Raw genomic sequence first — 14,542 nt, forward strand, 5'->3', positions numbered from 1 at the left:
TCCCCCGCCCGCGCCGACCCGTTCCGTCGATCATGAGGTTAGCCGCAGCGGGTCCGGCGTGCCGTCCGGTCGACCTCGTGATCAAGGAACAGGGGGCCGGGCGGTCAGGCCAGGCGGGCGGCTTGGACGGCTTCCGCCGTCACCTCGGTCAGGCGGTCGGTGGGGAGGGCGCCCAGTTCCTCGCGGCCGAACCAGCGGGCCTCACAGGTGGAGCCGCCGACGTCGGCGACGGTGGGCGGGGCCGGCTTGTCGACCACGACCCGGTAGAAGGCGCGGACGCCGTGCCAGTCGATCGGGTAGCCCTCGGGGCCGAGGGAGGCCGCGTCCCGGTGGCTGGCCACCCCGAGCAGCTCGACGAGGCGCCCGGTCTGCCCGGTCTCCTCGACCAGCTCCCGGATCAGGGCCGCGCCGGGCTGCTCGCCGTAGTCGGTGCCGCCGCCGGGCAGGTGCCAGCAGCCCGCGCCCGGGTAGCCGTCGGAGACCCGGGTGAGCAGCACCCGGTCGTCCGGGTCGGTCACCACGGCGTACGCGGCGAAGCGCTGGGCCCGGTGCAGCCCGTCGGGGCCGGGCACGGCGTAGAACGAGGGGAACTCCGGCGCCTCGTCCGGAACGATGTCGGCGGACGAGGCGGGCAGGCCCAGGGCCCGCGCGGTGAACGACCGCAGCGGCAGCTCGCGGGCCTCCGCCGGGGTGAACCAGCGAACCAGGTCGGTCGGCCGGTCGACCCGGTCGGCGAGCGTCCCGCCACGGACCGAGACCTGGTAGATCAGGCGGTCGGTGTGGATGGTGATGCCCCGCTCCGGCAGCGCCCGCATGTCGGCGAGCACGTCGTGCAGGCCGGCGACGGTGACGGAGAGGCCGGTCTCGGCGGCGGTCTCCCGGACGACGGTGTGGTGGGGATCCTCACCGTGGTCGACCGCCCCGCCGGGCAGCGACCACGTGCCGGGGGTGCCGGAGCGCTCCGATGCGCGGACCAGCAACACCCGGCCGACTGAATCAGCACAAACTGCGTATGCCGCGATCCTGCGGAGCGGCTCCAGCATGGTGGTCACGGGGGCAAATTCTCCCCGGCCCGGGTTACCTCCATCGAAAAGAGTCAGATTCCTGACTGAATGCTCGCGCCTCAGGGGCGGGTCAGGGTAGGGATCCGGGCGGTCACCGAGGACGGCCCGACGACGGGCGCGGACCGTGGAGACATGACCTACACCGCCCCTCCCCAGCCCCCGTACAAGCAGCTCCGTCGCCCCGTCACGGACCGGATGGTCGCCGGAGTGGCCAGCGGCCTCGGCCGGTACTTCGCCGTCGACCCCACCCTGGTCCGGGTGGTCTTCGCGGTCACCGGCCTGCTCACCGGCGGGCTCGCGCTGCTCGCGTACCCGATCATGTGGTTCCTGATGCCCGAGGAGCCGGCCGACGCGCCCGCCTGGCCGCACCCGGCGCAGGCCCCGCCGCCCACGGTGGCGCAGCCGACCGTGGCGCCGCCCACGCAGCCGACCTATCCGCCGGCGGCGTGAGGCGGGATCACTCCCACTCGATCGTGCCCGGCGGCTTGCTCGTGACGTCCAGCACCACGCGGTTGACCTCGGCGACCTCGTTGGTGATCCGGGTGGAGATCCGCGCCACCACCTCGTAGGGCAGCCGGGACCAGTCGGCGGTCATCGCGTCCTCGCTGGAGACGGGCCGCAGCACCACGGGATGCCCGTAGCTGCGGCCGTCGCCCTGCACGCCGACGCTGCGCACGTCGGCCAGGAGCACCACGGGGAACTGCCAGACGCCCCGGTCAAGGCCGGCGGCGGTGAGCTCCTCGCGGGCGATCAGGTCGGCCCGCCGGAGCAGGTCGAGCCGCTCCTGGTCGACCGCGCCGATGATCCGGATGGCCAGGCCCGGGCCCGGGAACGGGTGCCGCCAGACCATCGCCTCGGGCAGGCCGAGCTGGAGCCCGAGCGCCCGGACCTCGTCCTTGAACAGCGTGCGCAGCGGCTCGACCAGCGCGAACTTCAGGTCCTCCGGCAGGCCGCCGACGTTGTGGTGGCTCTTGATGTTGGCGGTGCCGGTGCCGCCGCCGGACTCCACCACGTCCGGGTAGAGGGTGCCCTGGACGAGGAACTCGACGTCGCCGTGGGCGGCGACCTCCCGCGCCGCGGCCTCGAAGACCCGGATGAACTCCCGACCGATGATCTTGCGCTTCTGCTCGGGGTCGGTGACCCCGGCCAGGGCGCCGAGGAACCGGTCGGCCGCGTCGACCACCTTGAGCTTGATGCCGGTGGCGGCGACGTAGTCCTTCTCCACCTGCTCGGCCTCGCCGGCGCGCAGCAGGCCATGGTCGACGAAGACGCAGGTGAGCTGGTCGCCGACGGCCTTGTGCACCAGCGCGGCGGCGACGGCCGAGTCGACCCCGCCGCTCAGGCCGCAGATGACCTCCTTGTCGCCGACCTGCTCGCGGATCCGGGCGACCTGCTCGTCGATGATGTTCTCGGGCGTCCAGGTCGGCGCGATGCCGGCGATGTCGTGCAGGAAGCGGCGCAGCATCTCCTGGCCGTGCGCGGTGTGCCCGACCTCCGGGTGGAACTGCACGCCGGCCCGGCGGCCGGCCACGTCCTCGAACGCGGCGACCGGCGCCCCCGCCGACTCGGCGGTGACCGTGAAGCCCGCCGGGGCCTCGGTCACGCAGTCGCCGTGGCTCATCCAGACCGGCAGGTCGGCCGGCAGGTCGCGGAGCAGCACGCCCGGGTCGAGCAGGCGGGGACGCAGCGGGGTGCCGCCGTACTCGCGGTTGCCGGTGCGGGCCACCGTGCCGCCGAGCGCCTGGGCCATCGCCTGGAAGCCGTAACAGATGCCGAAGACCGGCACCCCGGCCTCGAACATGCCGGCGTCGATCTGCGGGGCGCCCGGCGCGTAGACGCTGGACGGGCCGCCGGAGAGGATGATCGCCGCCGGGTCCTTCGCCAGCATCTCGGCGACCGGCATCGAGTGCGGCACGATCTCGGAATAGACGTTGGCCTCACGCACCCGACGCGCGATGAGCTGGGCGTACTGGGCTCCGAAGTCCACCACGAGGACGGGGCGAGGCGTGCTCATGGCAGCAAATCCTACCGACGACGCCGCCGCGCCCCCCGCCGGTCCGCCCCCACGCCGCCGTCGCGGCGGAGGTGACGTCGCCCACCGTACGGGCGATCCGGCGCGCCACCGCCCTTCCGGCGGAAGTGATTAGGCCTGTATGCGCTTTTTGACCCGTATACGGTGTCCGTACCGCCCGCCGCCGGGGCACGCACGGGACCCGACGGGTCCGGGCGGCTGCCCGGCCGTACGCCCGGGTCGTCAGCAGCGGCGGGCGCGGGACGCCGGGAGCCGGCCGGGGGTGGGCATGACCGAGTGGTGGCTGTGGATGTACGTCGCCGCCATGGCGGGCGGGGTCGTGCTGTTCAGCCGGTGGCGCGCGGACCCGCGGGGCGTTCCGCGCAGCGAGTACCGGGTGGCGATCGCCATCCCGCTCTGGTCCGGCTCCTGGTACCTGCTCATGGCGCTGGGCGGCGGGCGCACGGAGGTGGCCGGCCACACGCTCTACTGGGCGCGGTACGTCGACTGGGTGGTCACCGCCCCACTGTTGCTGGTGGCCCTGATGCTGACCGCGACGCACTCCCTGCCCGGACGCTGCTGGCGGCTGATGGGCGTCCTCGCCGGGGCGAACGTGGTGGTGATCCTCAGCGGCCTGTTCGCCGACCTCACGGCCGACGGCGCGGCCCGCTACACCCTGTACGCGATCGGGGTGCTGGCCCTGCTCGCGGTCTACGCCCTGATCTGGGGACCGCTGCGCGCCCACGCGCACCGCCAGCCGGAAGAGATCGCGGGGGTCTACACGGAGGCCGCACTGCTGCTCAGCGCGCTCTGGGCGGGCTATCCCGTGTTCTGGATCCTCGGCCCATCCGGGGTCGGCCTGTTCAGTTCCGCCACCACCAGCCTGCTCCTCGTCGTGCTGTCCATCGTGTCGAAGGTGGGCTGGAGCATCCTCGATCTCGGCCGGCTACGCGCCCTGTCAAACCGTGGTCACCTCACCGTCGTCTGACCCGGCCACCGGAGCCGGCTCCCGGGTGCCGGCGTCGGACGACCGGGCGCCCGCCCGGACCCGACGACCGCCGGCGGGCACGACAACCGGCGCGGCGGAGGGCCCGGGGCGGCCGGACCGGCTGCTGCGGCGCGTCGGCACGGCGACGCAGCTCGCCCTCGGCGGACTGCTGGCGTCGTCCCCGCTGATCGACGCCGCCGGGCCGGGCGGCTCGCCGGCCTTCCTGGTCGCGGGACTGCTCCTCGGGCTGCCGCACGGCGCGGTCGACCATCTCGTGCCCGCCCGGCTGTCGGAGCGCGCCCGGCCGCTGGCGGCGCGCGTGGCGCTGCTGGTGGTCTACACCGCCGTGGCCGGCGCCGGGCTGGCGGCCTTCCTGGCCGCGCCGGACCTGGCGCTGGTCGGTTTCCTCCTCGTGTCGGTCGTCCACTTCGGCACCGCCGACGTGGCGTTCCACACCGAGCGGGACCGCCGGCCGGTCCGGGCGAGGGTGACCGCCATGCTCGCGTACGGGGGACCGCCGGTGGTCGTCCCGTTGGCGCTGTGGCGGGACCAGGTCGACCCGTTGCTGGCGGCGGTGGCACCTCGGGCACCGGCGCTGCTCACCGTCGAGGTGCGGGCGCTGGCGCTGGCCACCGTGCTGGGCGCGGTCGCGGTCACCGCGATCCGGTACGCCCGCGCCGGACGCGCCCGCGACGCCGTCGAACCCGTCCTCCTCGCCGGGCTGTTCGGCACCGTGCCGCCGGCCCTGGCCGTGGGGGCGTACTTCGCGGCCTGGCACTCCTGCCGCCACGTCGCCCGGTTGCTGCGGCACGACCCGCGTAACACGGCCGACCTGGCGGCCGGACGGGTCGGGCCGCCGCTGCGGCGCTTCGCCCGGCAGGCGGCAGCTCCCACGGCGGTGGCCGTCGCCGCGCTGATCGTCCTGGTCGCCTGGCCCGGCCACCGGTCGGACCCGCTGCCCGCGACGTTCGCCGTGCTGGCCGCGCTGACCCTCCCGCACGCGGTCCTGGTCGCCTGGACGGACCGACGCGGGCCGGAGCCGTCAGGCCGGACAAGGTGACCACCGGGCCCTGGTCAGCTGCGCAGGGCGCCGGGGGCGTCGGCCGGCACCGCCGGGAGGCGCGGTGGCACCGGCTCCAGCCGGCGGTACGGCTCGCCGAGCGGCGGCCTCGGGTCCGCGTCGCCCCTGTTGGGCCAGAAGGACATCGCGCGTTCCGCCTGGGCGGTGATGGTCAGCGACGGGTTCACCCCGAGGTTCGCCGAGACCGCCGCGCCGTCGACCACGTGCAGCCCCGGGTGGCCGAACACCCGGTGCCACGGGTCGATCACACCGTCGGCCGGGGTGGCGCCGATCACCGCTCCGCCGAGGATGTGGGCGGTCATCGGGATGTCGAACGGCTCGGTCAGGGCGCCGCCGGGTGTACCGCCGATCTCCTCGGCCAGCAGGCGGGCCGCCTGGTTGCCGGCCGGGATCCAGGTCGGGTTGGGCGCGCCGTGGCCCGGCCCGGAGACCAGGTGCCGGCCGAACGGGCCGCGCCGCAGCCGGGTGGTCAGCGAGTTGTCCACCGACTGCATGACCAGGGCGATCACCGTCCGCTCCGACCAGCCACGCACCGACAGCAGCCGGGCCGCCGTGCCGGGCTGGCGCAGCAGGATCCCCAGCCAGCGGCGGACCCGGCGCGGCCCGCCGTCGACCAGCAGCGACTGGAGCAGGCCCATCGCGTTCGAGCCCCGGCCGTAGCGGACCGGCTCGACGTGGGTCTGCGGGTCGGGGTGGAACGAGCTGGTGATCGCCACCCCCTCGGTGAAGTCGAGCCCCTGGGCGCGGGCCTGCCGGCGGGGCACCGAGGCGCCGAGGATCGCCTCCGAGTTGGTCCGGGTCAGCTCGCCGAGGCGGGGCGAGAGCGCGGGCAGGGCACCCTCCGCCTTCATCGCGTGCAGCAGCCCCTGGGTGCCGAGCGCGCCGGCCGCGAAGACCACCTGGTCGGCGTGGATCACCTGCCGCCGCGCGCGCAGCCAGGCCCCCGTGCGCACCGTGTGCACCGCGTATCCGCCGTCGCCGGCCGGGCGGACGGCCGTGACCGTCGTCAGCGGGTGCACCCGCGCGCCGAGTCGCTCAGCCAGCCAGAGGTAGTTCTTGACCAGCGTGTTCTTCGCACCCTGCCGGCAGCCGGTCATGCACGCGCCGCAGTGCGTGCAGCCGGTGCGCTCCGGCCCGGCGCCACCGAAGTAGGGGTCGGTGGCCCGCTGGCCGGGGCGGCCGATGAACACGCCGACCGGGGTGGCGTGGTGGGTGTGCCCCACCCCCATCCGGTCGGCCACCGCCCGCATCGCCCGGTCCGCGCGGGTGACGAGCGGGTACGTGGTGGCGCCGAGCATCCGCTTCGCCTGGTCGTAGTGGCCGGCCAGCTCGTCGCGCCAGTCGGTGACGTCCCGCCACTGCGGGTCCGTGTAGAAGGCGTCCAGCGGCTCGTAGAGGGTGTTGGCGTAGACCAGTGAGCCGCCGCCGACCCCGGCGCCGGAGAGCACCAGCACGCCGCCGCCGGCCTTCCGGTCGGCCGGGCGCAGCAGGGTGAGCCGCTGGAGGCCGTAGCAGCCGAGGCGGGGCGCCCACAGGAAGCGCCGCAGCCGCCAGGAGGTCTGCGGGAACTCGTCGTCGGCGAAGCGACGCCCGGCCTCCAGCACCCCGACCGAGTAGCCCTTCTCGGCCAGCCGGAGCGCGGTGACGCTGCCGCCGAAGCCGGACCCGATGACGAGCACGTCGTACCGCATGACCGCATCATTACCGCTCGGTAGCCATCGCGCCAGCGCCCGATTTCGCGGGATCATGCTCCGGTCCACGATCCCGGAGGCGCCCGCCCACAACTCGGCGCCCCCGTCGAGGCGTTGTCATCACCGGGGGTGTCGCATGACTCAGCGGACAGGGGCGCCACGCCCGCGATGGGTGCTGGGGCTGGCCGCCCTGGCGGTCGTGGTCCTGGTGGCCGCGGGCGCCCTCGTCGTCACCCGGCTCGTCCGCGACGACGGGCCGCGGCGCGCGATCGGGCCGACGGGCGCCACCGGGACGCCGCAGGCGAGCCCCACCCCGAGCCCGAGCCCGACCGCGACGCCGGGCGCCGGCATCACCGGCCCGCTCAACCTCCTGCTCGTCGGGGTGGACACCCGGGTCAGCGTGCCGGGCTGGGAGCCGCACGGGGACGCCGTGCTGGTGCTGCACGTGCCGAAGGGACTCGACCGGGCGTACCTCTTCTCCCTCCCCCGCGACCTGCTGGTCGACATCCCGGCCTTCCCGAAGGCCGGCTACCGCGGCGGCAGGACCAAGCTCACCCACGCGATGAGCTACGGCAGCCGGGTGCCCGGCAGACCGAAGCAGCCGAGCACCGCCCAGGGCTACGAGCTGCTGCGCAGCACGGTCAGCGGCTACACGGGGCTGCGCTTCGACGCCGGCGCGGTGCTCACCTTCAACGGCTTCGACCGGCTGGTGGACAGCCTCGGCGGGGTGGACCTCTACGTCGATCAGCGGGTGGTCTCGCTGCACCGCCGCCCCGACGGCCGGCACCGGGAGCCCGCGCCGGGCGGTGGCGGCTACACCGGGCCACAGATGGTCTACGAGAAGGGCGAGCGGCACCTCACCGGCTGGCAGGCGCTGGACTACGCCCGGCAGCGCTACGTCACCGGCGGCGGCTACGCCCGGCAGCGCCACCAGCAGCAGCTGGTCAAGGCGCTGGCCACGAAGATCCTCGGCGAGGACCTGGCCCGGCAGCCGGAGCGCGTCCAGCAGGTGGTCGACGCGCTCGGCGACACCCTGGTCTACGCGGGCGGGCCGCGCGTCGTGGACGTCGCGTACGCCCTCGGCGGGCTCACGCCGGAGAGGTTCGTGCTGGTCGACCTGCCCGGCGCGGGCGTCGGCAGGGGCAGCGCCTACCGGGGCGAGGAGCTCACGCAGACCGGGCGGAAGTTCCTCACCGAGCTGCGCGCCGGCCGGGCCGACGCCTACCTCGCCGCCAACCCGAAGCTGCGCGTCACGCGCTGAGCGTCGTCACACCCGCTCGGGACGGTCCGGCCGCTGCTTGCCGTACAGCCACGCCTCGAAGAGGTCGTCGAGCTGCTTGCCCGAGACCCGCTCGGCCAGCGCGACGAACTCGGCCGTGGTCGCGTTCGCGTCGCGCTTCTGCGCCGCCCAGGTCTTCAGGATCTCGAAGAACGCCTTGTCGCCGACGGCCACCCGCAGCGCGTGCACGGTCATCCCGCCACGCTGGTAGACCGACTCGCTGAACAGGTTCGCCACCCCCGGCTCGCCCGGCGGCGTCCGCCACACCTGGCCTGAGGAGCCCGCGTACCGGGCGTCGAACTCCTGCTGGGCGGTGCGCCCGCCGTCGTGCTCGGCCCACAGCCACTCGGCGTACGTGGCCAGGCCCTCGTTGAGCCAGATGTCCTGCCACCTCGCCAGCGACACGCTGTTGCCGAACCACTGGTGCGCCATCTCGTGGGCGACCACGGCCGTGTTCTCGCCGCGGGAGAAGAAGCTCGCGGAGTAGACCGGGCGGCTCTGCGTCTCCAGGGCGTACCGGATCCGGGCGTCGGAGATCACCACACCGCCGTACGCCTCGAACGGGTACGGCCCGAAGACGCTCTCCAGGTAGTCGGTCACCTTGACCGTGTCGGCGATCGACCGGTCCGCCGCGCCCGAGGGCAGGTCGGTGGTGACCGCGTGGAACACCGGCCGTCCCTTGTGCTCGCCCTCGGTGATCCGGAACTTCCCGATGACCACGGTGCTCAGGTAGCTCGCCATCGGGCTGCGCTCGGCCCACTTCCAGGTGGTCCAGTCGCCGGTCGTGCTCTTTCCCGCCGGCACACCGTTGCTGACCGCCGTAAGCCCCTTCGGCACGGTGATCTCGAAGTCGTAGGTGGCCTTGTCCGAGGGATGGTCGTTGACGGGGAACCACGTGCTCGCCGACTCGGGCTGGCCGAGCGCGATCGCCCCCTCGTCGGTGTGCAGGAAGCCGCCGCTGCCGAGGACCTCGTTGCGCAGGGGCTCCGGCTTGCCGTCGTACGCGACCTCGACGACGAAGCCGTTGCCGGCGATCAGGCCACGGGCCGGAGTCACCACCAGCTCGTCGCCCTTGCGGCCGTGCTTCGCCGGGGCCCCGTCCACCGTCACGGACCGCACGGTCAGCCCGGCCAGGTCCAGGTTGAACGCGGACAGGTCGCCGGTCGCCGCCGCCTGCACGGTGGTGGTTCCGGTCAACCGGTCCTCCGCCGGGTCGTAGCGCACCTTGACCGTGTAGCGGCTGACGTCGTACCCGCCGTTGCCGTAGGTCGGGAAGTAGGCGTCGCCGACGCCGGCCGCGCCGAGGAGGAACTGGCGCGGCGCGGCCGGCGCGGCGGTGCTCGGGGCCGGAACCGGTTCCTCGGCCGACCCGCAGCCGGCCAGCCCCAGCATCCCGGCCAGTAGCAGGCCGGTGCCCGCGCACAGCGTCCGCCGCGACAGCGTCATCGCCTCTTCTCCTCCCTGCGTCGCCGGCTGCCCCACCGGCGAGCGTGGTGGACCCGCGCCGGTCGGTGCCGCCAGCCCCGCCGCACGGGGGCGGGCGGGCAGGCGGTGCCGCGCCGGGTCCGGCCGCAGCCTACCGATCGCCGACGCGAGCCGCGTCAGGGCAGTGCGGGGGCGCTCCCGCCGACGAGCCAGGCGTCGAAGAACGGGCGCAGGGGCTTGCCGGCGACCCGCTCGGCCAGGGCGATCAGGTCGTCGGTGGTGGCGTTGCCGTCGCGCCGCTCGGCCGTCCAGGTCCGCAGGACGCGGAAGAACGCCTCGTCGCCGACCGTGCGGCGCAACGCGTGCACGGCGAGCGCGCCACGCTTGTAGACGGCCGCACCGAACAACCGGGACCGTCCGGGGTCGACGGACGGCCGGGACCAGTCGGTCGCGGCGTACTCCAGCTCGAAGTTGCGCTGCGCGGTACGACCGCCGTCGTGCTCCTCCCACAGCCACTCCGCGTAGCTGGCGAAGCCCTCGTTGAGCCAGATGTCGCTCCACCGGCTCAGCGCCACGCTGTTGCCGAACCACTGGTGGGCCAGCTCGTGCGCGACCACCCCCGGGTTGGGTCGCCCGCCACGGAAGAAGCCCGGCCCGTAGACCGGTCGGGACTGGGTCTCCAGCGCGTAGCCGATCCGGGCGTCGGTGACCACGACGCCGCCGTAGGAGTCGAACGGGTACGGCCCGAAGCGGCTGGCCAGGAAGTCGGCGATCTCGCCGGTGCGGGCCAGCGAGGCGGCCTCCGGCCCGTTCTCCGGCAGGCTCGCCGGCACCGCCGTGACCATCGGTTTACCGGCGTGCGTGCCGCTACGCACCCGGTAGTCGCCGATCACCAGGGTCGTCAGGTAGCTGGCCATCGGCGACCGCTCGGCCCAGCGCCAGGTGGTCCAGCCGTCGGCGCTGGTCTTCTCCCCCGGCACCCCGTTGCTCAGCGCGGCCAGCCCGTCCGGGACGGTCACCTCGATGTCGTACGTGGCCTTGTCGGACGGGTGGTCGTTGACCGGGAACCAGGTGGCCGCCGACCAGGGCTGGCCGAGGGCGATCGCGCCGTCGCCGGTGTGCAGGAAGCCGCCGCTGCCGAGCTGCCCGTCGGCCTTGGCCGCCGGCACGCCGGAGTAGTCCACCTCGACGACGAACCGGGCGCCCCGGGGAAGGCCGTCGCGCGGGGTGACCACCAGCTCATCGCCGTCGCGGGCGGACCCGGCCGGGTGGCCGTCGACGGCCACCCGCGACACGTCCAGCCCGGCGAGGTCCAGGTTGAACCGGGACAGCCCGGTGCTCGCGGTGGCCGTCAGCGCGGCCCGCCCGGCGAGCCGGTCGGTCGCCGGGTCGTAGCGCACGGCGAGCCGGTAGCCCGCGACGTCGTAGCCGCCGTTGCCGGCCCCCGGCACGTACGGGTCGCCGAGGTCGGTCGCCCCGGGCCGGAAGCCGCCCCGCTCGTCGCCGCTCGTGCAGGCCGGGGACACCAGGGCCGCGACGACGGCGACGGCGAGCGCGGGGCGGATCCGACGGCGGGTACGACGCACCGGCCGAGCCTATCGGCGCGGCCGGTGCGGGTGGTGCTGCTTGCGCAGGTCAGCGGTCGAGGACCAGGCCCACCTTCTGGAACTCCTTCAGGTCGCGGTAGCCGCACTTGGCCATCGCGCGGCGCAGGCCACCGAAGAGGTTGAGCTGGCCGTCCGGCTCGTCGGCCGGGCCGAAGAGCAGCTGCTCCATCGAGCCGAGCGGGTCGCCGGCGGTCTCGAATGCACCCCGGGGCAGCGACGGGTGGCTGGCGGCGGAGTGCCACCAGGCGCCACCGGCCGGCGCCTCGGCGCAGAGCGACAGCGGCTCGCCGAGCATCACCGCGTCGGCGCCGCAGCCGAGCGCCTTGGCGATGTCGCCCGAGGTCTCGATGTCGCCGTCGGCGATCAGGTGCACGTACCGGCCGCCGGTCTCGTCGAGGTAGTCCCGGCGGGCCGCCGCCGCGTCGGCGATCGCGGTCGCCATCGGCACCCGGATGCCCAGCACCGACTCGGTGGTGGACCACTCGTCGCCGCCGATGCCGACGATGACGCCGGCCGCGCCCGTACGCATCAGGTGCAGCGCGGTCTTGTAGTCGGTGCAGCCGCCGACGACGACCGGGAGGTCCAGGTCGGCGATGAACTCCTTGAGGTTGAGCGGCTCGTCGGTGGTCGAGACGTGCTCGGCGGAGACGATGGTGCCCTGGATGACGAGGATGTCGACGCCGGCGTCGAGGATCACCGGGGCCAGCGCCAGGGTGTGCTGCGGGGAGACCCGCACCGCCACCGTGCCGCCACCGGCGCGCAGCTCGCGGACCCGCTCGGCGATCAGGTCGGGGCGGATCGGCTCCGCGTAGACCTCCTGGAGCCGCTTCGTGGTGCGGGCGTCCTCGTCGAGCCCGGACAGCTCCTCCAGGACCTTGGTCGGGTTCTCGTAGCGGGTCCACAGGCCCTCGACGTTGAGCACGCCGAGGCCGCCGAGCTGGCCGAGCCGGACGGCGGAGGCCGGGCTCATCGTCGCGTCCGACGGGTGCCCGACGCAGGGGATGCCGAACTGGTACGCGTCGAGCTGCCAGGCGGTGGAGACGTCGTCGACGTCCCGGGTCCGGCGGCTCGGCACGATGGCGATGTCGTCCAGGTGGTAGCCGCGCTGCGCGGTCTTGCCCAGCCCGATCTCGACCACGTCACGCATGGGGGACTCCAGTTGTCGCAGGGGGGGATGGTCAGCGGGAGTGGTAGTTGGGCGCCTCGACCGTCATCTGGATGTCGTGCGGGTGGCTCTCCTTGAGCCCCGCCGCGGTGATCCGGATGAGCTGACCGCGGCGGTGCAGCTCGGGGATGCTCTCCGCGCCGACGTACCCCATCGCCGCGCGCAGCCCACCGGTGAGCTGGTGGGCGACCGCGGACAGCGGGCCACGGTAGGGCACCTGGCCCTCCACGCCCTCGGGGACCAGCTTGTCCTCGGCGAGCACGTCCTGCTGGAAGTAGCGGTCCTTGGAGTAGGACTTGGCCTGGCCCCGGGACTGCATCGCGCCGAGCGAGCCCATGCCCCGGTAGGCCTTGTACTGCTTGCCGTTGATGAAGATCAGCTCGCCGGGGCTCTCCTCGCAGCCGGCCAGCAGGCTGCCGAGCATCACCGTGTCGGCGCCCGCGACGAGCGCCTTGGCGATGTCGCCCGAGTACTGGATGCCGCCGTCGCCGATGACCGGGACGCCGGCCGGCCGCGCGGCGCGCGCGGCCTCCATGATCGCGGTGATCTGCGGTACGCCCACCCCGGCGACGATCCGGGTGGTGCAGATCGCGCCCGGCCCGACGCCGACCTTCACGCCGTCGGCGCCCGCCTCGACCAGCGCCCGGGCGCCGGCGTAGGTGGCGACGTTGCCGCCGACGATGTCGATGGTGACGTCCTTCTTGAGCTGGGCGACCATCTCCAGCACCGCCCGCTGGTGGCCGTGCGCGGTGTCCACGATCAGCACGTCGACGCCCGCGTCCACCAGCGCCCGCGCCCGCTTGTAGGCGTCGTCGCCCACCCCGACGGCGGCGGCGACCCGCAGCCGGCCGGCGTCGTCCTTGGTGGCGTTCGGGTACTGCTCGCTCTTGGTGAAGTCCTTGACCGTGATCAGGCCGCGCAGCCGGCCCGAGTCGTCGACGATCGGCAGCTTCTCGACCTTGTGCTGGCGCAGCAGGTCGAGCGCGTCCTCCTTGCGCACCCCGACCGGGGCGGTGACCAGCGGGGTACGGGTCATGATCTGGTGGACCGGGGTGGCCGGGTCGGAGACGAACCGCATGTCGCGGTTGGTGACGATGCCGACGAGCTGGCCCTCGCCGTCCACGACGGGCACCCCGGAGATGCGGTAGCGACCGCAGAGGGCGTCGACGTCGCGCAGGGTGTCGTCGGGGCTGGCGGTCACCGGGTTGGTGATCATGCCGGACTCGGAGCGCTTCACCAGGTCGACCTGGAGCGCCTGGTCCTCCAGGGAGAGGTTGCGGTGCAGCACGCCGATACCGCCCTGGCGGGCCATGGCGATCGCCATCCGGGCCTCGGTCACCGTGTCCATCGCGCTGGACAGCAGCGGGATGCTCAGGCTGATGTTGCGGGTCAGCTTCGTCATCGTGTTGACCCGGCTGGGCACCACGTCCGACTCGCCCGGCTGGAGCAGCACGTCGTCGAAGGTCAACCCGAGTGGGACCACCCGGGCGGAGCCGGCGGGCAGCTCCGGCAGGTGGCCGCCCAGCTCGCCGTTGTCGGCGCCGGCCGGTAGATCGGTGCTGGGCGAAAATTCCACGATTGCTCCCCTGAGCTGCTCGGACGGGCTTCAGCGAGGTGGCGCGGGCGGGCACCGGCACACGCCGGGTGACGGGCGCGTCGTCCCATCGTACCCACCGGCACGGGCCGTCCCCGGGCGGTGGCAGCCCAGGTCACCGGTGGCGGGGGCGGACGCGGCCCTGGCGTTGGGTCTACGGTGAGGGGGTGCACGACGAGCCCATCGACCCCTTCAACGGCGACCCGGCAGATCCGGCCGCCGGCCTGCACGATCCGGGCGACGACGCCCCGCTCGACCCGCTGACCGACGTCGAGCGACAGGACGTGCTGGAGGATCTCGCCGACCTGGAGATCTACCAGGCGCTGCTGGCGCCGATCGGGGTGCGCGGGCTGGTCATCGAGTGCGAGGACTGCCGGGAGCCGCACTACTTCGACTGGGACCTGCTGCGGGGCAACCTGCGCCACCTGCTCAGCTCGGGGCGTCCCCGGGTGCACGAGCCGGCCTACGACCCGGACCCGGACCACTACGTCACCTGGGACTACGCCCGTGGCTACGCCGACGGGGTGCACGACACCCTGACCGAGGGCGCCGACGAGGAACCCGACGCCGAACGCTGAGGCGGGCCGGGGCCGCACCGGCGGGGCCGGGCCGTCCGCCCGGCTCCACGCCCCGAGGC

Annotated in this window: 12 protein-coding genes; 5 read left to right on the plus strand and 7 right to left on the minus strand. The window is 74.2% G+C overall.

Annotation, left to right across the window (positions count from 1 at the left end; translation table 11 throughout):
* Window positions 1-104: 104 nt before the first annotated feature.
* Window positions 105-1,052 carry an NUDIX hydrolase gene (locus tag F6X68_RS22135; RefSeq protein WP_151456081.1) on the minus strand — a complete coding sequence of 316 codons (948 nt, stop codon included), beginning with the start codon at window positions 1,050-1,052 and terminating at the stop codon, window positions 105-107.
* Window positions 1,053-1,196: 144 nt separating this feature from the next.
* On the opposite strand from F6X68_RS22135, the gene F6X68_RS22140 reads away from it, so the two are divergent.
* Entirely contained in the window at window positions 1,197-1,514 is a 318-nt protein-coding gene (locus F6X68_RS22140) for a PspC domain-containing protein (protein WP_151456082.1), read from the plus strand.
* A 7-nt stretch (window positions 1,515-1,521) separates the two neighbouring features.
* Here F6X68_RS22140 and guaA read toward each other — a convergent pair whose 3' ends face one another.
* Window positions 1,522-3,078, minus strand: a complete 1,557-nt coding sequence (guaA, locus tag F6X68_RS22145) for a glutamine-hydrolyzing GMP synthase (protein ID WP_151456083.1) — start codon at window positions 3,076-3,078, stop codon at window positions 1,522-1,524.
* Window positions 3,079-3,364: 286 nt separating this feature from the next.
* Between guaA and F6X68_RS22150 the strand changes: the two genes are divergently transcribed.
* Together F6X68_RS22150 and F6X68_RS22155 are read left to right on the plus strand one after the other, a co-directional pair.
* On the plus strand, window positions 3,365-4,063 hold the full coding sequence (locus tag F6X68_RS22150; RefSeq protein ID WP_192581494.1) for a bacteriorhodopsin: 699 nt from the start codon (window positions 3,365-3,367) through the stop codon (window positions 4,061-4,063).
* 25 nt (window positions 4,064-4,088) lie between these two features.
* A complete protein-coding gene (locus F6X68_RS22155; RefSeq protein WP_192581495.1) occupies window positions 4,089-5,123 on the plus strand; it encodes a Brp/Blh family beta-carotene 15,15'-dioxygenase in 1,035 nt (344 codons plus the stop codon).
* Between the two features lie 14 nt (window positions 5,124-5,137).
* On the opposite strand, the gene F6X68_RS22160 is transcribed toward F6X68_RS22155, so the two are convergent.
* A complete protein-coding gene (locus F6X68_RS22160; protein WP_151456086.1) occupies window positions 5,138-6,835 on the minus strand; it encodes an FAD-dependent oxidoreductase in 1,698 nt (565 codons plus the stop codon).
* Between the two features lie 136 nt (window positions 6,836-6,971).
* On the opposite strand from F6X68_RS22160, the gene F6X68_RS22165 reads away from it, so the two are divergent.
* Window positions 6,972-8,096 carry an LCP family protein gene (locus F6X68_RS22165; RefSeq protein WP_151456087.1) on the plus strand — a complete coding sequence of 375 codons (1,125 nt, stop codon included), beginning with the start codon at window positions 6,972-6,974 and terminating at the stop codon, window positions 8,094-8,096.
* A gap of 6 nt (window positions 8,097-8,102) precedes the next feature.
* Here the strand turns inward: F6X68_RS22165 and F6X68_RS22170 are convergent, their stop codons facing one another.
* The 4 genes from F6X68_RS22170 to guaB all read right to left on the minus strand — a co-directional run bounded on the left by F6X68_RS22170 (window position 8,103) and on the right by guaB (window position 13,887).
* The gene (locus tag F6X68_RS22170) at window positions 8,103-9,560 is read right to left on the minus strand and encodes a M1 family metallopeptidase (protein ID WP_151456088.1); all 1,458 of its coding nucleotides are present in this window, start codon (window positions 9,558-9,560) and stop codon (window positions 8,103-8,105) included.
* 155 nt (window positions 9,561-9,715) lie between these two features.
* Window positions 9,716-11,125, minus strand: coding sequence for a M1 family metallopeptidase (locus F6X68_RS22175; protein WP_151456089.1), 1,410 nt, complete (start codon window positions 11,123-11,125; stop codon window positions 9,716-9,718).
* A 49-nt stretch (window positions 11,126-11,174) separates the two neighbouring features.
* Window positions 11,175-12,293, minus strand: coding sequence for a GuaB3 family IMP dehydrogenase-related protein (locus F6X68_RS22180; protein WP_151456090.1), 1,119 nt, complete (start codon window positions 12,291-12,293; stop codon window positions 11,175-11,177).
* A 31-nt stretch (window positions 12,294-12,324) separates the two neighbouring features.
* Entirely contained in the window at window positions 12,325-13,887 is a 1,563-nt protein-coding gene (guaB, locus tag F6X68_RS22185; protein ID WP_151456091.1) for an IMP dehydrogenase, read from the minus strand.
* A gap of 185 nt (window positions 13,888-14,072) precedes the next feature.
* Here guaB and F6X68_RS22190 point away from each other — a divergent pair, with 185 nt between their 5' ends.
* Window positions 14,073-14,483: a DUF5319 domain-containing protein gene (locus F6X68_RS22190; RefSeq protein WP_132230961.1), complete on the plus strand. Its 411-nt coding sequence runs from the start codon at window positions 14,073-14,075 to the stop codon at window positions 14,481-14,483.
* The last annotated feature ends 59 nt before the right edge of the window (window positions 14,484-14,542 follow it).

Source organism: Micromonospora sp. AMSO12t (assembly GCF_008806585.1).
Classification (GTDB): Bacteria; Actinomycetota; Actinomycetes; order Mycobacteriales; family Micromonosporaceae; genus Micromonospora; species Micromonospora reichwaldensis.